The 23194-nt window shown below is 58.4% G+C and carries 19 protein-coding genes; 5 read left to right on the top strand and 14 right to left on the bottom strand.

From position 1 onward, the window contains the following. Positions 1-36: 36 nt before the first annotated feature. Complete coding sequence (locus EH164_RS15365) at positions 37-747, top strand: Bax inhibitor-1 family protein (protein ID WP_124969045.1); 711 nt, start codon at positions 37-39, stop codon at positions 745-747. A gap of 722 nt (positions 748-1469) precedes the next feature. Here EH164_RS15365 and EH164_RS15360 read toward each other — a convergent pair. Genes EH164_RS15360 through EH164_RS15350 form a run of 3 tightly spaced genes read right to left on the bottom strand, consistent with a single transcriptional unit; the run spans position 1470 to position 4437 of the window. After that, entirely contained in the window at positions 1470-2435 is a 966-nt protein-coding gene (locus tag EH164_RS15360; protein WP_023479030.1) for a lysylphosphatidylglycerol synthase domain-containing protein, read from the bottom strand. After that, on the bottom strand, positions 2435-3679 hold the full coding sequence (gene clsB, locus EH164_RS15355; RefSeq protein ID WP_023479029.1) for a cardiolipin synthase ClsB: 1245 nt from the start codon (positions 3677-3679) through the stop codon (positions 2435-2437). The genes EH164_RS15360 and clsB overlap by 1 nt, the downstream gene beginning before the upstream one ends. Beyond that, entirely contained in the window at positions 3676-4437 is a 762-nt protein-coding gene (locus EH164_RS15350; protein WP_124969043.1) for an endonuclease/exonuclease/phosphatase family protein, read from the bottom strand. Before EH164_RS15350 ends, clsB begins: the two co-directional genes overlap by 4 nt. Before the next feature lie 133 nt (positions 4438-4570). Between EH164_RS15350 and EH164_RS15345 the strand changes: the two genes are divergently transcribed. Then, positions 4571-4990, top strand: a complete 420-nt coding sequence (locus EH164_RS15345) for a YbhQ family protein (protein WP_094420426.1) — start codon at positions 4571-4573, stop codon at positions 4988-4990. On the opposite strand, the gene EH164_RS15340 is transcribed toward EH164_RS15345, so the two are convergent. From EH164_RS15340 to cecR, 5 genes are read right to left on the bottom strand one after another with little or no spacing between them, the layout of a single operon-like run. Next, positions 4943-6049: an ABC transporter permease gene (locus EH164_RS15340; RefSeq protein ID WP_124969041.1), complete on the bottom strand. Its 1107-nt coding sequence runs from the start codon at positions 6047-6049 to the stop codon at positions 4943-4945. The genes EH164_RS15345 and EH164_RS15340 overlap by 48 nt on opposite strands. A 9-nt stretch (positions 6050-6058) precedes the next feature. Next, positions 6059-7192: an ABC transporter permease gene (locus EH164_RS15335; RefSeq protein WP_124969039.1), complete on the bottom strand. Its 1134-nt coding sequence runs from the start codon at positions 7190-7192 to the stop codon at positions 6059-6061. Next, entirely contained in the window at positions 7182-8921 is a 1740-nt protein-coding gene (locus tag EH164_RS15330) for an ATP-binding cassette domain-containing protein (RefSeq protein ID WP_124969037.1), read from the bottom strand. Before EH164_RS15330 ends, EH164_RS15335 begins: the two co-directional genes overlap by 11 nt. Then, on the bottom strand, positions 8914-9909 hold the full coding sequence (hlyD, locus tag EH164_RS15325) for a secretion protein HlyD (protein WP_124969035.1): 996 nt from the start codon (positions 9907-9909) through the stop codon (positions 8914-8916). The genes EH164_RS15330 and hlyD overlap by 8 nt, the downstream gene beginning before the upstream one ends. Continuing rightward, the gene (gene cecR, locus EH164_RS15320) at positions 9909-10583 is read right to left on the bottom strand and encodes a transcriptional regulator CecR (protein WP_124969033.1); all 675 of its coding nucleotides are present in this window, start codon (positions 10581-10583) and stop codon (positions 9909-9911) included. The genes hlyD and cecR overlap by 1 nt, the downstream gene beginning before the upstream one ends. 282 nt (positions 10584-10865) lie before the next feature. Between cecR and rhlE the strand changes: the two genes are divergently transcribed. Then, positions 10866-12296, top strand: a complete 1431-nt coding sequence (rhlE, locus tag EH164_RS15315; RefSeq protein ID WP_124969031.1) for an ATP-dependent RNA helicase RhlE — start codon at positions 10866-10868, stop codon at positions 12294-12296. 746 nt (positions 12297-13042) lie between these two features. Here rhlE and EH164_RS15310 read toward each other — a convergent pair. From EH164_RS15310 to licT, 4 genes are all read right to left on the bottom strand, one after another. Then, positions 13043-14434: a glycoside hydrolase family 1 protein gene (locus EH164_RS15310; RefSeq protein ID WP_124969029.1), complete on the bottom strand. Its 1392-nt coding sequence runs from the start codon at positions 14432-14434 to the stop codon at positions 13043-13045. Positions 14435-14443: 9 nt separating this feature from the next. Then, positions 14444-15916 (bottom strand): glycoside hydrolase family 1 protein, encoded by a 1473-nt coding sequence (locus EH164_RS15305; RefSeq protein ID WP_094420419.1) that lies wholly within the window; start codon positions 15914-15916, stop codon positions 14444-14446. Positions 15917-15927: 11 nt separating this feature from the next. Further along, positions 15928-17760 carry a beta-glucoside-specific PTS transporter subunit IIABC gene (locus EH164_RS15300; protein WP_124969027.1) on the bottom strand — a complete coding sequence of 611 codons (1833 nt, stop codon included), beginning with the start codon at positions 17758-17760 and terminating at the stop codon, positions 15928-15930. A gap of 157 nt (positions 17761-17917) precedes the next feature. Continuing rightward, positions 17918-18754 carry a BglG family transcription antiterminator LicT gene (licT, locus tag EH164_RS15295; RefSeq protein WP_124969025.1) on the bottom strand — a complete coding sequence of 279 codons (837 nt, stop codon included), beginning with the start codon at positions 18752-18754 and terminating at the stop codon, positions 17918-17920. Positions 18755-19077: 323 nt separating this feature from the next. On the opposite strand from licT, the gene dinG reads away from it, so the two are divergent. Together dinG and ybiB are read left to right on the top strand one after the other, a co-directional pair. After that, a complete protein-coding gene (dinG, locus tag EH164_RS15290; RefSeq protein WP_124969023.1) occupies positions 19078-21219 on the top strand; it encodes an ATP-dependent DNA helicase DinG in 2142 nt (713 codons plus the stop codon). A 25-nt stretch (positions 21220-21244) separates the two neighbouring features. Next, entirely contained in the window at positions 21245-22213 is a 969-nt protein-coding gene (gene ybiB / locus EH164_RS15285; RefSeq protein ID WP_124969021.1) for a DNA-binding protein YbiB, read from the top strand. A 108-nt stretch (positions 22214-22321) separates the two neighbouring features. Here the strand turns inward: ybiB and ybiJ are convergent, their stop codons facing one another. After that, the gene (ybiJ, locus tag EH164_RS15280; protein ID WP_054804628.1) at positions 22322-22582 is read right to left on the bottom strand and encodes a DUF1471 family protein YbiJ; all 261 of its coding nucleotides are present in this window, start codon (positions 22580-22582) and stop codon (positions 22322-22324) included. 285 nt (positions 22583-22867) lie between these two features. Beyond that, on the bottom strand, positions 22868-23134 hold the full coding sequence (locus EH164_RS15275; RefSeq protein WP_042713286.1) for a DksA/TraR family C4-type zinc finger protein: 267 nt from the start codon (positions 23132-23134) through the stop codon (positions 22868-22870). Positions 23135-23194 lie beyond the last annotated feature (60 nt).

The following is a 23194-nucleotide window of genomic DNA, read 5'->3' as shown; positions in this document are numbered from 1 at the left end:
CGGCCGGGATTTTTTTGCCTTTTTCACGGAGGAGCGGTGAGAGTATTTGGCTGGATAGCCCCGGTACAGGTTACGCCCGTTGAGTTACTGGTGAAGGCCTGTTGGTGGCTGGCGGCGGGGATGGTGTTCAGCGCGGCACTCTGCTGGCTGGTGCTCGATCTGCTGGCGCTACCGCAGTTCACTGAACACAGCGCGATCATCGTGCTGCTGGTGATCCTCTGGTTTATCACCCTTTTCGCGCTCACCATGCTGTTTGAGCGCATGACGACGCTGCACGCCATCGGCGGGCTGGTGCTGCTGAGCGTCATCGGCGGCCTGCTGGCCGCGAGCCTCTTTTCGCTGCAACTCTGTATGGTGCTCTACGGCGTGACCTGCGGGATGTTCGCCCTCGGCGCGTTGATTGCACATCTTTATGGTGAGCGGCTGCGCAACGGGCGTTTTTACTGGCTGCTGGCCGTATCAGGCGGTGCGCTTGCCGTAGTGGTCAATATTGCGCTGGCGGGCGACACGGCGCAGTGGTGCGCCAGCCTCTTTCTGGTGGTGCTGTTTAGCGTTGTTAGCGCGCGCAAAAGCCCGCAGATGCTCGACAGCGCGCGCGGGCTTTACCGCCAGCAGTTTGTCACGGTGCAACACTGCGCGACCCGCGGTGCGCTCAGCATCTGGCTGGGGGCGGCGAACGCTTTTCTCGACATACTCCAAACGCTGATGTTTCTGGTTTCATCAGGATCGTCCAGCGCGTCGCGCTAGAGCATGGCCGCTGAAACCGCGTAGGCCGGATAAGCGCCAGCGCCATCCGGCATTCTCTGCGCGGCACAATTGCCGGATGGCGGCTACGCCTTATCCGGCCTACGGTAACGAAGCCGCTGAAACCGCGTAGGCCGGATAAGCGCCAGCGCCATCCGGCATTCTCTGCGCGGCACAATTGCCGGATGGCGGCTACGCCTTATCCGGCCTACGGTAACGAAGCCGCTGAAACCGTGTAGGCCGGATAAGCGCCAGCGCCATCCGGCATTCTCACCGCGGCAAAATTGCCGGATGGCGGCTTCGCCTTATCCGGCCTACCAAAACGCGCCTTCAGCGACACTGGTGCGGCTTTATATCTGCAATATAACAGCGAGGGGTTGTGTCCCCGCTGAAATCGGCGAACCGAAGCGGGAATGACAAGGTCTGGACGCCATGGATGGCGGACAGAGGCGAACCGAGACAGGATGTCGAGTCGAGCCGGCCGTAGTCAGGCACGCGGGAGGTGAGCGCAGTGCGCAGCACCGATTTCCTCGCGGGGCCGCGGGGATTGACAAGGGGAGCGCGGCCGCTCCCTTTGTCCCGTTCACCGCGTAAGAGATTAATGAAACTCCCCAACGCATGGTGAACGGAACCATTCCACAAAACGCCACATGAAACCCATTGCCGGATGGCGCGTTACACGCTTATCCGGCCTACGCCGTTTCAGCGGCTCTATGGCAAGGCTATCACTGCTGCGCCATCGCCTTCTCGTTTTTCGCTCGCAGCTTCTTGGCGCGGCCCTCCAGCAGCAGATAACCAATCAGCGCCAGCAGCAGCGGCAGGAAGTAGTAGAGCACCCGGTAGGCGAGCAGGGCGGCGATAATAATCCCCTGCGACACATGCTCGCTGGCGAGCAGGGCGATAAACACCGCTTCCAGCACGCCGATGCCCGCCGGGATATGCACAATCACCCCGGCGATACTGCTCACCAGCAGCACCCCAAGCACAAAGAAGAAGTCGGCGCGCATACCGAGCAGGATCCAGATAATCGCCCCCATCGCAATCCAGTTAGCGCTGGAGATCACCATCTGCGCGACGGCAAACTTCCACGACGGAAGCACCAGCTTGTGGCCCTTAATGGTGACGTGACGGCGTTTCGCAAACGCGCAGCCCCACAGGTAGACGGCGATAATCAGCAGCAGCACCACGCCGACAATGCGCAGCGTCGAGGCGTCGATATACCAGTGCGCCGGGATCTCCACCACGCCAAAGGTAAAGATTAGCCCGCCGAGCAGAATATAGCCCAGCCAGTTGGTGGTGATACTGAGTGAAAAGATACGCGTAATGGTGCTGCCCGGCAGCCCAAGCCGCGAGTAGAGGCGATAGCGCATGCCAATCCCGCCAACCCAGGTGCTGAGCGTCAGGTTAAAGGCGTAGCAGATAAACGACACCAGCATCACCTGGCGCTTCGCGAGCTTATGGCCGCAGTAGGCGCGGCCAAGCAGGTCGTAAAAGCCATACAGCACGTAGCTGAGGATCACCAGCGCCACCGCGCTCAGCAGGGCGGTGCGGTTGTAATCACGAATGACCTTCCAGACATCTTCCCAGTTCACCTTCTGCGCGTAGAGCACCAGCAGAACAATAACGGCGATAAAAAAGATCACCGTGAGAATTTTTTTAGCCAACCGCCAGCGCGGATGTGATGTTGACATCAGGGTTTTGCTCCCGAGTGCTGTGCTTCGTTTCTGTCCTGGGTTTCCATCTCCGGCTGCACCGGCGGCCCCACTTCAGCCAGTTTAGGGGTATGCGCCGGTAACCAGCCGACCAGCGCCGGGAAGTGGCGTAAGAAGTGGAACACCACCACGCTTTTCCCGAGATTCCACCAGGTGCGCTTCGGCGCCATCGACTCATCCACCTGCTTACAATCCTGCTCAATAATCTTTTGCAGGTTATCGCGCAGCGTCTGGTTGAACTCGCGATCGTGAATAATCAGGTTCGCTTCCAGGTTAAGCGACAGGCTTAACGGGTCAAGGTTACTGGAGCCAACGGTCGCCCAGTGATCGTCCATCAGCGCCACTTTGCCGTGCAGCGGACGGCGGCGATACTCATACACCTTCACGCCGCCTTTCAGCAGGTAGTTATAGAGCAGCTCCGCGCCCACTTTGACAATCGGCATATCCGGCTCGCCCTGCACAATCAGCTTCACGGTGACGCCGCGACGGGCAGCGTTACGCATCGCGTGCAAAAGCCGGTAACCGGGGAAGAAGTAGGCGTTGGCGATAATCACTTCCCGGCGGGCGTTAGCCAGCATCTTCAGATAGTGGCGTTCAATATCGTCGCGGTGATCGTCATTATCGCGCCAGACAAACAGCGCCTGCGCTTCGCCCGGCTTACGGTTCTCTTCCGGGCGATGGCGACGGCGCTGCCACCAGCGTTTCGCCGGGGCATTATCGGGCAGGTTTTCCAGCTCAAATTGCAGAATATCTTCGACAATCGGCCCCTCGACGCGCACGGCGTAATCCTGTTTCGCCTCGGGGCCGTAATCAGAGAGATGCTCAGCCGAGTAGTTAATCCCGCCGACAAAGGCGACGGTGTTGTCGATCACCACAATTTTGCGGTGCATGCGACGAAAGACGTTGGTACGCATGCCGAGCAGCGGCGGGCGCGGATCGTAATAACGGAAAATGACGCCCGCCGAGGTGAGGGTGCTGACAAAGGATTCGCTTAAGTCGGGAGAGCCGTAGCCGTCGAGCAGCACCTCAATACTGACGCCGCGCTGGGCGGCGCGCAGCAACACGCTGTGCAGCTCTTTGCCCACTTTGTCTTCAAACCAGATAAAGGTTTCGAGAATAATTTTCTGTTGCGCGTTATCAATCGCATCGTAGAGCGCCGGATAGTAGTTATCACCATTTTCCAGCAACTGGATGCGGTTACCGTCCCGCCAGCTACATTTCATAAATGGATCTCCGCACTCAGAGGGGCATGATCGGACAGATGACGCCAGTTGCGCAGCGGCAGCGCGGTTGGCGCAGTGGCGCTGGCGTTTTTGACATAAATTCTGTCGAGGCGCAGTAAAGGCAGGCTGACCGGGAAGGTGCGCGCCGGGCGACCGTGCGCGCGGGTGAAGATCTCCTCAAGCCCGGCCTGCGCTTTGAGCGGCTGGTTGGCTTTTTGCCGCCAGTCGTTGAAATCCCCCGCCACCAGCACCGGCTCGCCTTCCGGCAGGGAGTTAACCCACTCCGCCAGCATTTTGAGCTGCGCCTGGCGGTGCGCCTCTTTCAGCCCAAGATGAACGCTAAGGACGTGCACCGCGCCGCCATAATCGGGCGGCACAATCCGGCAGTAGAGCAGGCCGCGTTTTTCGCTGCCATCTACTGAGACGTCGAGATTTTCGTAGCGTTCAATCGGATAGCGGGAGAGCACCGCATTGCCGTGGTGCCCTTCAGGATAGACCGCATTGCGCCCGTAAGCGAAGTCGCTCCACATGGTGTCGGCGATAAATTCGTAGTGGGTGGTGTCGGGCCAGTTCTCAACGCGCAGCGGGTGCACTTCGTGGGCGCCCATCACCTCTTGCAGGCAGACGATATCCGCGCTTACCAGGCGCACGGCATCGCGCAACTCGGGCAAAATAAAGCGCCGGTTGAAGGTGGTGAAGCCTTTGTGTGTGTTAATCGTCAATACTTTTAATGAAAATGGTCGCGCGTGTTGGGTCATAAATCTCCTGCCAGCATCACTCTCCTGTATAGAAATAAATTGTAGTCCCTGTCACAAAAAAAGCCGGGGTTACAGAATTTTCTGTAGATCGGGGTACTCTTCTGTAAGAGTAAAATCCTTGCGGAGAGATGCCATGAAGTGGCAACAACGTGTTCGTGTCGCAACAGGCCTGAGTTGCTGGCAGATTATGTTGCATTTGATGATTGTGGCGATACTGGTGATGGGCTGGATGAGCGGCAGGCTGGTGCACGTGGGGCTGGGGCTGTGCGTGCTTTATGGCGTCACCGTGCTGCTGATGCTCTTTTTCCAGCGACATCATGACGCGGGCTGGCGCGGCATCGGCGATGTGCTGGAGGAGCTGACCACCACCTGGTATTTTGGCGCATCCCTTATCGCTATCTGGCTGCTCTCGCGGGTGCTGCAAAACAACTATCTGCTGGCGCTTGCCGGGCTGGCCATCCTTGGCGGCCCGGCGGTGGTTTCACTGTTAACCAAAGAGAAACGGTTAGGCCGTGTGACGACGAAACATGGCGTAGGCCGCGGTGCCCGTTGACAGGGCAATCGCGATCAGCGGCCACAGGCTTCCCCAGATAATCTCCAGACTGGCATCCTTCAAATAGATCTGCTTGGTGATATCGGTAAAGTGCCGGATCGGGTTAATCCAGGTTAAGTCCTGCAACCACACCGGCATATTCTCCACCGGCGAAACGTAACCCGAGAGCAGGATCGCCGGCATCATCCAGACAAACACCCCGATAAACGCCTGCTGCTGCGTTTCGCAAAACGACGAGATCAACAGCCCAAACCCGACCAGCGACAGGCCGTAAACCAGCATCGTGAAGTAGAAGAGCAGCAGCGATCCGGCAAACGGGATCTGGTAAGCCAGAATGCCGAACAGCAGCACGATAGTCGCCTGAAATGCGGCGACAATCAGCGCTGGCACCGCTTTGCCGATAAAGATCTGCCAGGTGGCGAGCGGCGACACCAAGAGCTGATCGAAGGTCCCCTGTTCCCGCTCGCGCGCTACCGACAGCGAGGTGACAATCATCACGCCGATGGTGGTGATCATCGCCACCAGCGACGGCACGATAAACCATTTGTAATCGAGATTTGGATTGTACCAGTTGCGCACCACCAGCTCGCTGTTGTTCGGCTTCGGCTGCCCGGCCAGCAGCTCCTGCTGATAATCTTTCACCACCTGCTGAAGATAGTTGGCGGCGATCTGCGCGCTGTTGGAGTTACGCCCGTCGAGGATCAACTGCATATGCGCGGGTGTGCCGCTGTCGAGATCGCGGGAAAAATCCGCCGGGAAGCGCACCAGCAGCAGCGCTTTTTGCGTATCCAGCGTCGGGCGGATCTCCTGCGGACTGTGCAGCAACAGCACGTTGGTAAAGGCTTTGGCACGGGCGAAGCGCTGGGTCAGCTCCACCGCGCGCTTGCCGTTATCTTCGTTATAGATAGCGATAGTGGCGTTGGTCACCTCAAGGGTGGCGGCAAACGGGAAGAGCAGCACCTGAAAAATGACCGGCAGAATCAAAATGGCGCGGGTTTGCGGCTCGCGCAGCAGGGACTGCAACTCTTTGCGGATCAGTGTCCATAAACGGTGAAACATGGCTTCTCCTTAATCCAGCCTGCGTTTGGTTTTCAGCCACGTCAGGCCGATAAACATCACGGCGGAGGCCACCAAAAACAGCATGTTAATGGTCAATACTATGGGAATATTGCCCGCGAGAAAGAGGCTTTGCAGCGTGCTGACGAAGTAACGCGCCGGGATGATATAGGTCACCGCACGAATAATCGCCGGCATGCTGTCGATCTGAAAGATAAAGCCAGAGAGCATAATCGACGGCAGAAACGCGGCGTTCAGCGCCACCTGCGCGGCGTTAAACTGATTGCGCGTGGTGGTCGAGATTAAAAGCCCCATACCGAGAGTGCTGAGCAAAAACAGGCTGCTGAGCAGGAAGAGGATCAGCAGCGAGCCGCGATAGGGGACGCCGAGAATAAAGACCGACACCAGCATACAGAGCAGCATCGCCAGCATGCCGAGAAAGTAGTAGGGGATAAGCTTACAGAGCAGCAGCTCGGCACGGGTGATCTCGGTAGAGAGCAGCGCCTCCATGGTGCCGCGCTCCCACTCGCGCGCCACCACCAGCGAGGTGAGGATCGCGCCAATCACCGTCATGATAATGGTCACCGCGCCGGGAATAATAAAGTGCTGGCTGATGGCCGCCGGGTTGAACCAGTAGCGCGTCTGCACATCGATTAACGGCGTGAACGTCTCGCCGCGATCTTCCGCGCGCTGCGCCTGCCAGAGTTGCCAGATCCCTTGTAGATAGCCCTGCACAAAGTTGGCGGTGTTCGGTTCGCTGCCGTCGGTGATCACCTGAATCGGTGCCTCCTCGCCAGGTCTTGCCATCTGCGCATCGAAGTTGACCGGAATCACCACCAGGCCGCGGATGCGCCCGGCCTGCATCATCTCGATCAACTGCTGGCGATCGCTGCTGATGGTGGCATCAATATAGGGCGAGCCGGTGAGCGCATGGGTAAAATCGAGCGCCTCATCGCTGCGCTGCTCAAGCAGCACGCCGACGCGCAGCTTGCTGGAGTCGAGGTTGATGCCGTAGCCAAAAATAAACAGCAGCAGCAGCGGGATCACCACCGCAATCAGCCAGCTGCTCGGGTCACGCACGATCTGCCGCGTCTCTTTGACGCACAGCGCCCGTACGCGCCGCCAGGAGAGGGCGTTAACGCGCATTGCTATGCTCCTTATCCCAGTTCTGGATCAGCGTGATAAACGCATGCTCCATGGTGGGATCCGGGTGGTTGTCATCGGCGGTCTGCGCTTTCAGTTCGTCCGGCGTGCCGCTGGCAATCAGTTTGCCGCGGTAGACCAGCCCGATGCGGTCGCAATACTCCGCCTCATCCATAAAGTGGGTGGTGACCATCACCGTCACCCCTTTCTCTACCATGCTGTTGATATGCAGCCAGAACTCGCGGCGGGTGAGGGGATCGACGCCGGAGGTCGGTTCATCAAGGAAAAGAATGTCCGGCTCGTGCATCAGCGAACAGGCCAGCGCCAGACGCTGCTTATAGCCGAGCGGCAGAGCATCAGTGGCGTGGCGGGCAATGGTTTGCAGGCCAAACGCTTCGCTCATCCGCGCCATCTTCTCCCGCTGCGCGCTACCGCGCAGGCCATACACGCCGGAGAAGAAGCGCAGGTTCTGCTCTACGGTCAGGTTGCCGTAGAGGGAGAACTTCTGCGCCATATAGCCGAGGCGCTGGCGCGCTTTGCCGGAGCTAACTTTAAGATCCATATTCAGCACCAGCGCCTGGCCGGCGGTTGGCACCAGCAGACCGCACATCATCTTAAAGGTGGTGGATTTGCCCGCGCCGTTCGGGCCGAGCAGGCCAAAGATCTCACCGCGTTTGACGGCAAAATTGACCTCGTTAGTAGCGGCGAAATCGCCAAACTTTTTGGTGAGAGATCTCGCTTCGATCACCGTCTCTTCGGCGTCGCCGTTCACCGAGTGCAGGATCTTGCCAAGCGGCGACTCGGCCGCGCCCGCGCCGCCCAGCAGATCGATAAAGGCATCTTCAAAGCGCGGAGCGGTCTCCTCAATCTCCAGCGGCGGCATCTCTGGCGCGGCGTGAATCGCCTGCACATTGGCCCCTTTTTTCAGGATCATGCGTACCGAGCGCCCCTGGATCACGCCGTCGCTCACCTGCGGCAGCTTGAGAATGCGCCGCAGCAGGCGGCGGTTATTCTCATCGCGGCTGGTGAGCAGAAAGCTGCGCCCGGCCATGCTCTGGGTTAACGCTTTCGGCTCGCCGTGGTAGAGCAGCTCGCCCTCGTTCATCAGCAGCACATCGCGGCACTGCTCCGCTTCATCAAGATAGGAGGTGCTCCAGAGGATCAGCATCCCGTCGCCCGCCAGTTCATGCACCATCTGCCACAGCTCACGCCGCGAAATGGGGTCGACGCCGACGCCTGGCTCATCAAGCAGCAGCACCTGCGGATCGCCGATCAGCGTACAGGCCAGCCCCAGCTTCTGCTTCATACCGCCAGAGAGTTTGCCCGCCAGCCGCTCAGTGAAAGGGGCGAGAGAGGTAAACTCCAGCAGGCGGGTAAACATCTGTTGGCGCTTCTCGCCGGTGACGCTGCGCAGATCGGCATAGAGGATCAGGTTCTCCATCACCGTCAGATCTTCATAGAGGCCAAATTTCTGCGGCATATAGCCGAGCACGGCGTGCAGCTCGCTGTCGTTCTCGATGGGGTCGAGGCCCAGCACGCGCACGCCGCCTTCGTTCTGTTTCATTAACCCGGCCAGAATGCGCATCAGCGTGGTTTTGCCCGCGCCATCCGGGCCGACCAGCCCGGTGACGTAACCGGCCTGGATTTCACAATCGAGGCGCGCTACAGCAGGTTTCTCCATGCCGGGGAACTGTTTTACCAGCCCGTCGATCTGAATAGTCCGCTCATTCATGACGCGCCTCGCCGTCGAAGCGCAGCGTCACCGGCATCCCCTGGCGCAGGTTATCATCGGCATCGGTGACGATAATGCGCAGGCGATAAACCAGGTCGGTACGCAGATCCGGGGTCTCAACGGTTTTTGGGGTAAATTCGGCGGTCGGCGAGACAAAACCGATTTTGCCGTGATAGGGCTTATCCGGACGGCCATCGGTGTAGAGCAGGATTTCAGCTCCCGGTCGCGTCTGGTGCAGATTGCGCTCATCGACATAGGCGCGCACCCACACCGGGCGGGTCAGCGACAGTGTTAATACGCTGCTGCCAGCGTTAAGCATGCTGCCCGGCTCGACGGCGCGGGTCAGCACCGTGCCGTTGCTCGGCGCGACCAGCGTGGTGTCCTGCAAATCAAGTTCTGCCTGAGCCAGCGCGGCCTGCGCCTGTTCGAGACCCGCTTTCGCCTGGGCGATCTCCTGCGGGCGGTTACCGGCGCGGAACTGGCGCAACTTATCCTGCGCCGATTTGAGCGTTGCCTGCGCCTGATCGCGCGCCGAACGGGCGTTCTCCAGATCGTTTGCCGAGATCACCTTCGTTTTCCACAGCCCCTGCTGGCGCTGGTAGAAGTTCTGCGCGTAATCGTACGCCGCCTTTGCCTGGCTAACGGCGGAGGCGGCCTGGGCGATCTCCTCGGCGCGGTAGCCTTCGGTGGCTAACGCATATTTGGCTTCGGCAGTCGAGACGTTGGCTTTCGCCTGCAACAGCGCGTTTTCATAAGGCGCGCGGTCGATTTCGCCGAGCTTCTGCCCGGCCTGTACGCTGTCGCCCTCATCCACCTGCAACGCCGCCAGCCGCCCGCCGACGCGAAAACTTAAATTAACGGTGCGGATATCGACATTGCCATACAGCGTCAGGCTGTCGTCCTGCCTGCTTTGATACCAGTACCAACCGCCAGCCAGCATCGCCAGCAGCACCACGCTGAGTAACACCACAACGCTACGCTTTTTCATCACTCCGGACTCCTGTGCGTTAATCCCTGCAAAATAAAATCGATATGGCAGGTGATGACTTGAAAGATCATTTCCGTTTTCTCTTCGTCGAACTGCGTCCAGCCTGCACGCAGCAAAATGGTTTCCCGCACCAGGCGGAAGGCGAGGATCTCGCCGATTAAGGCGTGGGCATGCAGCACCATCTGCGTGCTGTCGGCATCCTGGCCGGTGTAGGCGGCCAGCAGGCGCGTCAAATGCTGGTGCATCGGGTCGATCACCTGCTCATGCACAATCTGATACGCGCGGGTGGGGGAGAGCTGCTCGCGGGAGATAAATTTGCTCAGGTTAAGGGTTTCATCATGGGTGAGCAGCGTGAGCATCTCTTTACTGGCGCGATGGATCAGCGCGCGGATCGCCGGGCGATCGGGTTCAGGCTCGGCAAACAGCGCTTCGGCAGCCTGGACGTGGGGTTGAAAATGGTGGCTGATAAAGTCGGCAATCCACTGCGCGCAGGCGAGATAGAGATCCTCCTTCGAGCCGAAGTAGTAAGGGATGGCGGCGATGTTCTGCCCGGCCTGCGCGGCGATATCCCGCGTGGTGGCATGCAGTCCATACTCGCCAAACTGCGCCAGAGCAGCGGCAATCAACTGATTTTTGGCCTGTTCGCCTTTAGTGGTGGTCGGTGTGCTATTCATGGGAGTTATAAAGTTAATCAATCGATTGATTAACTCTACGACGCCGGAAAAATGTTGTCCAATTTTTGCGCAGGAAATGTGAGGGGGGCTAAATTTATCCCTTTTTCAGAGAATGAAGCGGGAAGATATCTTGCTGAGTCATTGACGTGGGATATTTTATGCGCCGGATCACAAAAGCTGATACAATCCGCACCTTCATGACATTGTGGTTTTTGTCATCAGTCTACCTATTATCTCCTCGAAAACTACACCTGTGACAGGTCGGGGCGGTGCGGAGTTGTTATGTCATTTGATGCCCTTGGCCTGAATCCGGATATCCTGCGCGCAGTTGCGGAGCAGGGTTACCTCGAGCCGACCCCTATTCAACAGCAGGCGATCCCTGCGGTGCTGCAAGGCCGCGATCTGATGGCCAGTGCCCAGACCGGTACCGGTAAAACCGCCGGTTTTACGCTGCCGCTGTTGCAACGCCTGGTGCAGAGCCAGCCTCATGCGAAAGGCCGCCGTCCGGTACGTGCCCTGATCCTGACCCCAACCCGCGAACTCGCGGCGCAGGTCGGTGAGAACGTGCAGGAGTATAGCCAGTATCTCAATATTCGTTCGATGGTCGTCTTCGGCGGCGTCAGCATCAACCCGCAGATGATGAAACTGCGCGGCGGCGTTGACATCCTCGTGGCTACGCCGGGTCGTCTGCTCGATCTCGAACATCAAAACGCCCTGAAGCTCGACAGCGTGGAAATTCTCGTGCTGGATGAAGCTGACCGTATGCTGGATATGGGCTTTATCCACGATATTCGCCGCGTGCTGTCGAAGCTGCCGGCGAAGCGTCAGAACCTGCTCTTCTCCGCGACCTTCTCGGATGAGATCAAACAGCTGGCGGAAAAACTGCTGCATAACCCGCTGGAGATCGAAGTTGCGCGCCGTAACACCGCTTCCGAGCAGGTGACGCAGCACGTTCACTTTGTGGATAAGAAACGCAAACGGGAACTGCTGTCGCAGATGATTGGCGAAGGTAACTGGCAGCAGGTGCTGGTCTTTACCCGTACCAAGCATGGTGCCAATCACCTGGCCGAGCAGTTGAATAAAGATGGCATCACCAGTGCGGCGATCCACGGTAACAAGAGCCAGGGCGCACGTACCCGCGCGCTGGCAGACTTTAAATCCGGTTCGATTCGCGTGCTGGTGGCGACGGATATCGCCGCGCGCGGCCTCGATATCGAAGAGCTGCCGCATGTCGTCAACTATGAGTTGCCGAACGTGCCGGAAGATTACGTACACCGTATCGGCCGTACCGGCCGTGCTGCCGCCACCGGCGAAGCGCTGTCGCTGGTCTGTGTCGATGAGCATAAACTGCTGCGCGACATTGAGCGCCTGCTGAAAAAAGAGATCCCGCGTGTTGCGGTTGCAGGCTATGAGCCAGATCCGTCAATCAAAGCGGAGCCGATCCAGAATGGCCGTGGTCAGAACGGCGGCCGTCAGGGCGGCGGTGGACGCGGGCAGGGCGGTGGCGGCGGTCGCAGCCAGTCCGCGCCGCGCCGTAGCGAAGGCGAGACGCAGAAAGCGCGTCATCCGCGTCGCAGTAACGACGCTGGAGCCGCGAAATCGGAAGGCGGAGCCGCGAAGCCCGTGGGTAATCGCCGTCTTGATGGCGGTGCAGCGAAACCGGCAAACAACGGCGCACGCCGTCGTCGTCCGCGCAAACCCGCTTCCGCGTAAAGCTGTTTCCGTTCAGGCCGGGTAGGTTTACCCGGCACTCAAAACCGCCATCCGGCTTAATGCCTGATGGCGGTTTTTTTATGGTGCCGCTGGAACGATCTCGCTGAAACGGCGTAGGCCGGATAAGCGTCAGCGCCATCCGGCAATGGGGTTACCACGGTGGAATGGTTCCGTTCACCAGGTGTCCGGCGGGATATTTTTATCACCGGTGCGGTGAACGGGATAAGGGAAGCGGCCGCGCTCCCCTTATCAATCCCCGCGGCCCCGCGAGGAAATTGGTGCTGCGCACTGCGCTCACCTCCCGCATGCCTGACTGCGGCCGGCTCGACTCGACTTACTCGCCCCATCCCTGGGGCTCGCCCCTCCGGGGCCAGCGCAAGCGCTGTTCAAAATTGCTCCCGGCAATTTTGTCCCTGTCTCGGTTCGCCTCTGTCCGCCATCCATGGCGTCCAGACCTTGTCATTCACGCTCCGGTTCGCCGATTTCAGCGGGGACACAACCCCCGCGCTGTGAGATCTGACGTAAAAACAATATTGATGTGGCTGTAGGCTCGTTTTGGTAGGCCGGATAAGGCGAAGCCGCCATCCGGCAATTATGCCGCGGTGATAACGCCGGATGGCGCGTACCGCTTATCCGGCCTACACGGTTTCAGCGGCTCCGTTACCGTAGGCCGGATAAGGCAAAGCCGCCATCCGGCAAGGGTGTCGCGGTGATAATGCCGGATGGCGCGTAAACGCTTATCCGGCCTACAACACCTCTCCATTACTGGCGATAACCTGCTGATACCACTCAAAGCTGCGCTTTTTGCTGCGTTTGAGCGTGCCGTTGCCCTCGTTGTCTTTATCGACATAGATAAAGCCGTAGCGCTTTTTCATCTCGCCGGTGCCGGCGCTGACAATATCAATCGGTCCCCACCAGGTGTAACCCATAATCTCGCAGCCATCCGCAATCGCCTCGGCCATTGCCTGAATATGGCGGCGGCCATAATCGATGCGCGCCTGGTCATTAATCTCACCGCTGGCATCTACTTCATCAACACCGCCATAGCCATTTTCGACAATAAACAGCGGCTTGCGGTAGCGGTCCGCCAGCTCATTACAGACAATACGAAAACCGAGGGGATCGATAGGCCAGCCCCACTCGGTCTTCTCCAGGAATGGGTTGTCCAGCCCGGCAGTGCCGCCGGTATCGACGCGGAACTGCCCGCCCGCCTGGTGTAGCACGCTGCGGTAGTAGCTAAAGCCAAGGTAATCAGAAGGATACGATTTAAGCAGCTGCATATCGCCCTCTGCCGTCTCCAGCTTCACCCCCAGATCGTTTAGCAGCCGTTTAGCGTACGCCGGGTATTCGCCCAGCATCATCACATCGGAGAAGAGCAGCGAGCGGCGGCGCAGCTGCATGGTCGAGAAGATATCCTCCGGGTTGCAGCTTGCCGGGTAAACGGTGCTCAGCGACAACATACAGCCGATAAGGGCATTGGGCATGATCTCGTGGCAGAGCTTGTTCGCCAGCGCATTGGCAACGAACTGGTGGTGATTCGCCTGCCAAATCTCCTGCGGGCTGGCGTCAACATCCACCGCGCCGGTGGCGAACGGCATGCGGTTCATGTTGTTCAGCTCATTAAAGGTCATCCAGTATTTGACCTTGCCCTGATAACGGCGGAACACCGTCTCGCAGTAGCGGGTGAAGAAGTCGATAAGCTGGCGGTTTTTCCAGCCGCCATACTCCTGATAGAGCGCCAGCGGCGTTTCGTAATGCGAGAGTGTGATCACCGGCTCAATGCCGTACTTCAGCAACTCATCAAACAGGTTGTCGTAAAATTGCAGCCCCGCCTCGTTGGGCGTGGTCTCATCCCCGCGCGGGAAGATGCGTGACCAGGCAATCGAGGTGCGAAAGCATTTGAAGCCCATCTCGGCGAAGAGCGCCACATCCTCTTTGTAGTGATGGTAAAAGTCGACCGCCTGGTGGCTGGCGTAATAGAGGTTCGGGTCGATCACCGCATCATGTTTACCGGAAGCGATACCGCCGCGCACCACGTCGGCGATAGAGGGCCCTTTGCCATCTTCGTCCCATGCGCCTTCCGCCTGATTAGCGGCAATCGCACCGCCCCATAAAAAGTCGTTCGGAAAAACAGACATATCCGCTCCTTAATCCGCTAAGTCTTCGCCATTCGAGGCGATCAGTTTTTTGTACCAGTGGTAGCTTTTCTTCAGCGAGCGCGCCTGGCTGCCGTTGCCCATATCGTCCTGATCGACATAGATAAAGCCGTACCGCTTGGAGATTTGCGCCGTCCCGGCGCTGACCACATCAATCGGCCCCCACCAGGTGTAACCGAAGAGATCGACGCCGTCGGCAATCGCCTCCTGCATCTGCACCACGTGCTGACGCAGGTAGTCGATACGGTAATCGTCGTCGATGGAGCCATCCGGATTAACGGTATCTACTGCGCCGAGGCCGTTTTCGGCAATAAACAGCGGCTTCTGGTAGCGGTCATAGAGCTGATTGAGCGCCAGCCGCAGCCCTTTCGGATCGATCTGCCAGCCCCATTCGCTGGTGGTGAGGTGCGGGTTACGAATGCCGCCGGTGATCAGGTTGCCTTCTGCGCCGTCATGCAATGCCGGGTTGGCGCTGACGGTGCTCGACATGTAGTAACTGAACGAGACGAAATCGACCGGGTGCTGGCGCAGGATCTCATCATCGCCAACCACTTTTTGCAGCGTCACCCCTTTTTCCGCCAGCATGCGATCTGTGTAGGCGGGGTAGTAGCCGCGCGCCTGCACGTCGCTGAAGAAGAGCGACACGCGCTGCATCTCTTCGCAGGCCTGCAAATCATCCGGGTGACAGGTGTGCGGGTAGAGCATCTGGTAGCTGATCATGCAGCCCATCTGCGAGCCGGGAATAATGGCGTGGCACGCTTTGGTGGCGAGCGCGCTGGCAACAAACTGGTGGTGCGCGCCCTGGTACTTATCCTGCTCAAGATGCGGGTTGTCCTCCTCAATCACCCCGACGCTGACATAGGGGTGGTGCTTCACGCAGTTGATCTCGTTAAAGGTCATCCAGTACTTCACCTTTTTGCGATAACGCGTAAAGACAGTTGTGGCGAAGCGGACATAGAAATCGACCAGCTGGCGGTTCGGCCAGCCGCCGTAATCGGTGACCAGCGCCAGCGGCATTTCATAGTGGGAGAGGGAGACAATCGGCTCGATGCCGTGCGCGCGCAGCGTGTCGAACACCTCGTCATAAAACGCCAGGCCCGCTTCGTTGGGCGTGGTCTCATCCCCGCGCGGAAAGATGCGCGTCCAGGCAATCGACATGCGAAAACACTTAAAGCCCATACCGGCAAACAGCGCGATATCCTCTTTAAAGTGGTGGTAGAAGTCGTTGCCTTTGCGCTTCGGGTAGTACTTTTTGCTCTCCGGATCCTGCGCTTCGCGCACCTGCGCGTGGGTCATGCCGAGCCACTGATCGAGCCAGCGCTCGCGCGGCGTGTTGATATCGAAGGTGTAGACATCAGAGACGGAGAGCCCTTTGCCATCGACGTTCCATGCCCCTTCAAGCTGGTTGGCCGCCGTTGCGCCGCCCCATAAAAACCCTTCCGGAAATGATTTCGAATAAGCCACTGGTGTGCTCCTTAGGCCGCGCTTGCGGTCAATGTGAGAAATGCGTCCCGGCTGGCGACATCGCCATCTGTTTTTACCGGGCTGATATCGCCGTACTGTTCGCTGTTGGTGACCACCACGATCACGCTCGGATCGATCCCCGCTGCCCGCAGCGCAGCGAGATCGAAGCTGACCAGCAGATCGCCCACCTCTACGTTCTGCCCGGCCTCGATATGGCTGGTGAAGTGCTTACCGCCGAGTTTCACCGTGTCGATACCGATGTGGATGAGGATTTCGGCACCGGTATCGCTCTCCAGCGCCAGTGCGTGGTGGGTTTCAAACAGCGATTCCACCTTGCCGTTGACCGGGGAACGTAGCTCGCCGTTGCTCGGGTCGATAGCCAGGCCTTTACCGAAAATCTCATCGGCAAAGACCGGGTCACTCAGGGTATTGAGGGCTTTCAGCGTGCCGCTAACCGGGGCGAAGAGCCGCTCCTCTTCGCGTGCGATCTTCACCGGGCTGACACCTGCTACCACCTTCTCTTCGAAACCGAGGATCACCGTCAGCACGGCAGCGGAGACAAAGGAGAGCGCGATACTGACCACCGCCCAGAGAAAGGTCGGGCCGACCAGCGCTGGCAGGCCAGGCAAGCCGCTGAGGGCAAAGGCGTAGGTTTTCACCCCCATCGCCATCGCAAAGCCGCCGCCAATCGCGCCGCCCAGCAGCGCGGCGGCAAAGGGGCGTTTATAGCGGATATTGACGCCGTACATCGCCGGTTCGGTAATGCCCATCATTGCGCTGAAGCTGGTGGAGAGCGCCAGCGACTTCAGCTTCTTATCGCGTGCGCGAATAAATACGCCGAAAGCCGCGCCCGCCTGGCCGAGGTTGGCGACATAAAAGAGGATTTTGAACGGGTCGAAACCCATGGTGCTGATGTTGTTGATCATGATTGGCACCAGCACATAGTGCATGCCGGTAATGATGATCATCGACAGCGTGCCGCCGACTACTACGCCCGCGACGATACCCATGTTTTCCACCAGCCAGATAATGCCGCCGGAGAGGGTATTTCCGGCGAAAATACCGAGCGGCCCGATAACCATCAGCGTAATCGGCGCGACAATCACCAGGCTCAACAGTGGGACAAACATCGTTTTCAGCACGCCGGGCATGACGCGGTCAATCAGCTTCTCCACCCGGCTTAGCAGCCATACCGCCAGCAGAATCGGGATCACCGTCGAGGCGTAGTTGACCGTCGGCACCGGCAGGCCGAGAAAACTCACCGGCGCGCCGGATTTAAACAGCGTCTGGATCGCCGGGTGGAAGAGGGTGGCAGCGAGCGCCACGGCGACGTAGGGGTTGGCACCAAACTTATTCCCGGCGCTGAAGGCCAGCGCCAGCGGCATAAAGTAGAAGACGCCATCGCTGATGGCGAGCAGGATCTGGTAGGTCTGGTTGCTGGTCTGAAGCCACTGCATGGCGACCATCAGTGCCAGCACCCCTTTCAGGATCCCGGCTCCGGCAATCGCCGGAATGATCGGTGAGAAGATGCTCGATAACCCCTCCAGCACCACCGACACCGGATTACGCCGTTTGCTGCTGCTGGCGCTGGACGAGACGCCGGGGAGTTGCGCCAGCAGCGCTTCGCAGAGCGGGGCGACCTCATTACCAATAATCAGCTGGTACTGATCGCCAGAGATATTCACGCCGATCACGCCATCCAGCGCTTCCAGCGCCGCGCGATCGACCTTGTCATGGTCGTGAAGGAGAAAACGCAGGCGGGTGATGCAGTGAAACAGCGACAGGATATTCTCCTTGCCGCCGATGTGCGCAATGATCTTCTGCGCGGTTTGTGGGTAGTTCATGCTCATTCCTCCAGACAGACGCCGATTTTCGGCGTCATCAACAAACATCGGCCGTGGCCGATACCTTGTTTCCTCTGGGGTTTGCCTGATTTAACAGTAACAAGCCTGGATGGAATTCATTTTTTCACGTAGCAGGCATATCTGCCTGCCCGGTGAATTACGCCGACCGCTGCACTACGTTTTCGATATGCACGGTTAGATAAAGCTTCTCGGAGTTGCTCATGGTGTGGTGATAATGTTTGCCGACAAACTCGCTGATGGCGTTAACGCACTTCAGCGTTGTCTGGTAGCGGCGCTCAACCATGGCAAATAACTCCTCGTCATCGTTGTTTAATACCTCCCCGGCAATCACCCGCTGCGCGAAAAATTTTAAGTGGGTAATAAAGCGCTGGTAATTGAGGGTGTGCTCATCGGGCGGCAGGGTAAAAAAGTATCTGACGATATTTTGCAGCTGATAAATAAGCCGGGTGATCTGCGTGGTTTTTCCCATCGTATCGTTCAGCCCGGCGTTCACAATATGCAGGGCGATACTGCACGCTTCGCTGTCCGGTAGCAGCGTGCCGGTGCGAGCTACCACCATCCCCAGCGCCTGGCGGCCAATGGCGTACTCGGCGGTGTAAAAGTGGCGCACTTCCCACTCCAGCGGGTTGGCTAAACTCTCGCCTTTTTCACTGCGCTGGAGGGCAAAATGGAGGTGATCGGCAAGGGTGACATACAGCCCGTCGCTTAATTTATGCGGCAGCGTTTCGCGTGCGAGGGCGACAATATCCGCCGTTAGCTGGACAATTTCCATCGGCACTTCGCTCACCAGATCTTTAAAACGGGCCGAGAGCTGGGAGTCTTTCAGGTGGAATATCTTCTCGATGGCGTCCATATTGACGCGGTCGCCGCTCTGGGTATTAAACCCGAGGCCGCGGCCGGTCAGAATTACCTCAAAGCCGTGCTCATCGAGGGCGCTGACAACGTTATTATTTAATATTTGTTTGACCAGCATCGCCAACTCCTGCAAACAAAAACGGGCAAAACGTAAATACAGCCAGGGACGGATTAATCCCCTCAGTCTGCATTTAGGTTTTGCCCGATATTCGGTAACAAGCGTAATGCAGATAAAAAGCTAGCATTGACCATATAAATGTTCAACGCGTCGGGAAGCGGTTTCATAAATGGATCTGCCAATTTGTGATCGGCTTTGCGAAAAGTATCGTCTGCCTGACGCGCGATTTACGAGCAGGCTTCCATAACGGCAAAAAGCGTTCGCCCCTGCGGGCGAAAAAGTGCCACAATAGTGGCCGTTTATACAGTACTTCAGGTTATCGAATGGCCCTTACCGCCGCGTTAAAAGCGCAAATTGCCGCCTGGTATAAGGCGTTGCAACAACAGATCCCGGACTTTATCCCCCGCGCGCCGCAGCGTCAGATGATTGCTGACGTGGCAAAAACGCTGGCGGGCGATGAGGGCCGCCATCTGGCGATTGAAGCGCCGACCGGGGTCGGGAAAACCCTCTCATACCTTATTCCGGGTATTGCCATTGCCCGTGAAGAGCAGAAAACGCTGGTGGTCAGCACCGCCAACGTCGCGCTACAGGATCAGATCTTCAGTAAAGATCTGCCGCTGCTGCGCAAAATTATCCCCGATTTGCGCTTTACCGCCGCCTTTGGCCGCGGGCGCTATGTCTGCCCGCGCAATCTTGCCGCGCTCGCCAGCAGCGATCCCAATCAGCAGGACCTGCTGGCCTTTCTTGATGACGAACTGACGCCCGGCAACAAAGAGGAGCAGACGCGCTGCGCATCGCTGAAAGCCGATCTCGACAGCTACAAGTGGGATGGCCTGCGCGATCACACCGATAAAGCCATCAGCGACGATCTCTGGCGACGCCTGAGCACCGATAAAGCGGGCTGCCTGAACCGCAACTGCCACTACTACCGCGAGTGCCCCTTCTTTGTGGCGCGTCGGGAGATCCAGGAAGCGGAAGTGGTCGTTGCCAACCACGCGCTGGTGATGGCGGCGATGGAGAGCGAAGCGGTGCTGCCGGAGCCGAAAAACCTGCTGCTGGTGCTCGATGAGGGCCACCATCTGCCGGATGTTGCCCGCGATGCGCTGGAGATGTCGGCGGAGATCACCGCTGGCTGGTATCAGCTACAGCTCGACCTTTTTACCAAACTGGTGGCGACCTGCCTTGAGCAGTTTCGCCCGAAAACTCTGCCGCCGCTGGCAATCCCCGAGCGACTCAACGCCCACTGCGAGGAGTTGTTTGAGCTGATCTCCTCCCTCAACGCCATTCTCAATCTCTATCTCCCCGCCGGGCAGGAGGCAGAGCACCGTTTTACGATGGGCGAACTGCCGGATGAAGTGATGGAGATCTGCCAGCGGCTGGCGAAACTGACCGAGATGCTGCGCGGGCTGGCGGAGCTGTTTCTCAACGATCTGAGCGAGAAAACCGGCAGCCATGACGTTGTGCGTCTGCACCGGGTGATTTTGCAGATGAACCGCGCGCTGGGGATGTTCGAGAGCCAGAGCAAACTCTGGCGGCTGGCGTCGATGGCACAGGCCTCCGGCGCGCCGGTCTCCAAATGGGTCACGCGCGACGTGCGAGACGGGCAACTGCACCTGCAATTTCACTGCGTCGGCATTCGCGTCAGCGACCAACTGGAAAAGCTGCTCTGGCGCAGCGTGCCGCATATTGTCGTCACCTCGGCGACCCTGCGCTCGCTCAACAGCTTCAACCGTTTGCAGGAGATGAGCGGGCTGAAAGAGAAAGCGGGCGACCGCTTCGTCAGCCTCGACTCGCCGTTCAACCATGTCGAGCAGGGCAAGATTATTATTCCGCAGATGCGCTACGAGCCGCTGATGGAGAACGAAGAGCAGCACATCGCCGAGATGGCGACCTGGTTTCGTGAGCAGGTGGAGAGCAAAGCGCACCGCGGAATGCTGGTGCTTTTCGCCAGCCAGCGCGCGATGCAGCTATTCCTTACGTATGTGCCCGACCTGCGTCTGTTGCTGCTGGTGCAGGGCGATCAGCCCCGTTACCGGCTGGTGGAGGCGCACCGAAAACGCATCGATGGCGGCGAGCGCAGCGTGCTGGTTGGCCTGCAATCCTTTGCCGAGGGGCTGGATCTGAAGGGGGATTACCTCACCCAGGTGCATATCCATAAGATTGCCTTCCCGCCCATCGACAGCCCGGTAGTCATCACCGAAGGGGAGTGGCTGAAAAGCCTTAAGCGTTATCCCTTCGAAGTGCAGAGCCTGCCGAGCGCCTCGTTTAACCTGATTCAGCAGGTCGGACGCCTGATCCGCAGCCACGAATGCCGCGGTGAAGTGGTGATCTACGATAAGCGGCTGTTGACCAAGAGTTATGGGAAACGCCTGCTTGATGCACTGCCAATATTTCCAATTTCCCAACCGCCGATGCCTGACGTTATAGTGAAGAAACCAGAACAGAAGCGCCGCAAGCGCCGTTAACGATGTAAGCACGCAAGGAGAGTCCATGGATTACCGCACCATCATTAAAGAGGTTGGCCGGGGCAAAAATCACGCCCGCGACCTTGATATTGACACCGCCCGCAGCCTCTACGCGAGGATGCTCAACGGCGAGGTACCGGAACTGGAGATGGGCGCGATCCTCATTGCGCTGCGCATTAAAGGGGAGGGCGAGGCCGAAATGCGCGGCTTCTACGCGGCGATGCAGGATCGGACTATGAAGCTGACACCACCGGTGGCGAAACCGATGCCGATTGTTATCCCGAGCTATAACGGCGCGCGCAAGCAGGCGAACCTGACGCCGCTGCTGGCGATTCTGCTCAGCAAACTGGGCTTTCCGGTGGTGGTGCACGGCGTCAGCGAAGATCCGACCCGCGTCGTCAGCGAAACCATTTTCGCCCTGCTGGGCATTGAAGCCACCACGCTTGCCGGGCAGGCGCAGGCAAAGCTGGAGGGGCATCAGCCGGTCTATATTCCGGTAAGCGCCCTCTGCCCGCCGCTGGAGGATCAGCTGGGGCTACGCTGGCGCATGGGCGTGCGTAACAGCGCGCACACGCTGGCGAAGCTGGCGACCCCGTTTGCCGAGGACGCGGCGCTGCGTCTCTCCAGCGTGTCGCACCCGGAGTACCTTACCCGCGTGGGCAAATTTTTTGCCGATATCGGCGGGCGCGGCCTGTTGATGCAGGGCACCGAAGGGGAGGTGTACGCCAACCCGCAGCGCTGCCCGCAGATGAATCTGATCGATCCAGCGGGCGAGCGCGTGCTCTTTGCCCGCAGTGACGCGGCGCTGGAACCTGCTTCAGGCGGTGCGGCGAAAGATGCTGACAGCACCGCGCGCTGGATCGAGCACTGCCTGAGCGGACGCGAAGCAATACCGGAGTCATTAAAAGTGCAGCTGGCCTGCTGCCTGCTGGCGAGCGGTGAAGTGGGAACGCTGGAAGAGGGGCTGGCGCGGGTCGTGGCGACATTTGGATAAAAAAAAGCCCGTCACAATCCTGGACGGGCCATGCAAAGGGCAATAAGGGTCAATGAGGGTGGTGCATCCGGCAGAGGGTTAAAATGCCGGGGTAAAACGCGGGTCAGGTTACTTATAGATAACCGCTGTGCCACTCAGCTTGTTATTGCCGGTGGTAGACAGAATGCTGTAGCCAGAAGCGCCTGCCGCTTTAGCTTTCTCTGCCAGGCGTGCTTCAAGGCCGTCCAGCGTGGTTGCGCCGTGGGCGGAGACCACACCGATTTTATTCAGTTCGCCTGCTTGAGCAGGGTTAACAGATTGAGCCGCAAAAGCACCGAAAGAGAGTGTAGATAATGCGACAGCAGCAACAGCATATTTAATGGCGTTCATAGGGTTTCTCTCGCAGGTTATACTGAATTTGGGACGATGTTCCGTCGATGTGATAAGTATCACAGTTTTTTATCAGCGAGAAAATCGAAGAGAATTGAAAGCCTTGTTCTAAAAAATTGAATAATAGTTAAGCTTTTGAAACATAAAGGTTAAAAAGATAAAAAAGCACGAAATGGGCGCACTACCTCGCCATGCGGAGATAAGCGGCACATTTTGCGACAAGCGAAGCGTAAAAGTGTGAAGGTAAAGGTAAGTGCTTATCCCGCCAGGAAGCGTCAGGAAAAGTCAGCGTAGCTGGCTATCCTTCGATCCTCTGCGATTATATCCTGAATATGTCGAGTTATGTAAATCTTTCTCCTGCTGGCATTTCACGCACAGCCGCACGCCGGGAATCGCTTTTCGCCGCGCTTCCGGAATGGTCTCACCGCACTCTTCGCACTCTGTAAGGCTCTCACCCCCCGGAATGTCCCGGCGCGCACGGGCGACCGCATCCTCAATGGTGCTGTCGATCTGCTGCTGTACTGCATCGTCGTTTGCCCAACCTGAAGCCATAATTTCCTCCTGTATAGCTATTAAGTATAGACGCTATAGCGGGAGGGCAATTTTGTAGGC

Origin of the sequence: Kosakonia sp. CCTCC M2018092, from assembly GCF_003864115.1 — a bacterium.
GTDB classification, from domain to species: domain Bacteria; phylum Pseudomonadota; class Gammaproteobacteria; order Enterobacterales; family Enterobacteriaceae; genus Kosakonia; species Kosakonia cowanii.
The sequence above is the reverse complement of the archived record's forward strand: the minus strand, read 5'-3'. Positions and strand labels throughout refer to the sequence as shown.

Bases quoted from the DNA above. Each gene is read 5' to 3' on its own strand.
- cecR (WP_124969033.1), bottom strand. From the start codon at position 10,583: ATGAATAGCACACCGACCACCACTAAAGGCGAACAGGCCAAAAATCAG.
- EH164_RS15345 (WP_094420426.1), top strand. From the start codon at position 4,571: ATGAAGTGGCAACAACGTGTTCGTGTCGCAACAGGCCTGAGTTGCTGG.
- clsB (WP_023479029.1), bottom strand. From the start codon at position 3,679: ATGAAATGTAGCTGGCGGGACGGTAACCGCATCCAGTTGCTGGAAAAT.
- ybiJ (WP_054804628.1), bottom strand. From the start codon at position 22,582: ATGAACGCCATTAAATATGCTGTTGCTGCTGTCGCATTATCTACACTC.
- EH164_RS15300 (WP_124969027.1), bottom strand. From the start codon at position 17,760: ATGAACTACCCACAAACCGCGCAGAAGATCATTGCGCACATCGGCGGC.
- dinG (WP_124969023.1), top strand. From the start codon at position 19,078: ATGGCCCTTACCGCCGCGTTAAAAGCGCAAATTGCCGCCTGGTATAAG.
- EH164_RS15340 (WP_124969041.1), bottom strand. From the start codon at position 6,049: ATGTTTCACCGTTTATGGACACTGATCCGCAAAGAGTTGCAGTCCCTG.
- EH164_RS15275 (WP_042713286.1), bottom strand. From the start codon at position 23,134: ATGGCTTCAGGTTGGGCAAACGACGATGCAGTACAGCAGCAGATCGAC.
- EH164_RS15350 (WP_124969043.1), bottom strand. From the start codon at position 4,437: ATGACCCAACACGCGCGACCATTTTCATTAAAAGTATTGACGATTAAC.
- EH164_RS15335 (WP_124969039.1), bottom strand. From the start codon at position 7,192: ATGCGCGTTAACGCCCTCTCCTGGCGGCGCGTACGGGCGCTGTGCGTC.
- EH164_RS15330 (WP_124969037.1), bottom strand. From the start codon at position 8,921: ATGAATGAGCGGACTATTCAGATCGACGGGCTGGTAAAACAGTTCCCC.
- hlyD (WP_124969035.1), bottom strand. From the start codon at position 9,909: ATGAAAAAGCGTAGCGTTGTGGTGTTACTCAGCGTGGTGCTGCTGGCG.
- EH164_RS15360 (WP_023479030.1), bottom strand. From the start codon at position 2,435: ATGTCAACATCACATCCGCGCTGGCGGTTGGCTAAAAAAATTCTCACG.
- licT (WP_124969025.1), bottom strand. From the start codon at position 18,754: ATGCTGGTCAAACAAATATTAAATAATAACGTTGTCAGCGCCCTCGAT.
- ybiB (WP_124969021.1), top strand. From the start codon at position 21,245: ATGGATTACCGCACCATCATTAAAGAGGTTGGCCGGGGCAAAAATCAC.
- EH164_RS15310 (WP_124969029.1), bottom strand. From the start codon at position 14,434: ATGTCTGTTTTTCCGAACGACTTTTTATGGGGCGGTGCGATTGCCGCT.
- rhlE (WP_124969031.1), top strand. From the start codon at position 10,866: ATGTCATTTGATGCCCTTGGCCTGAATCCGGATATCCTGCGCGCAGTT.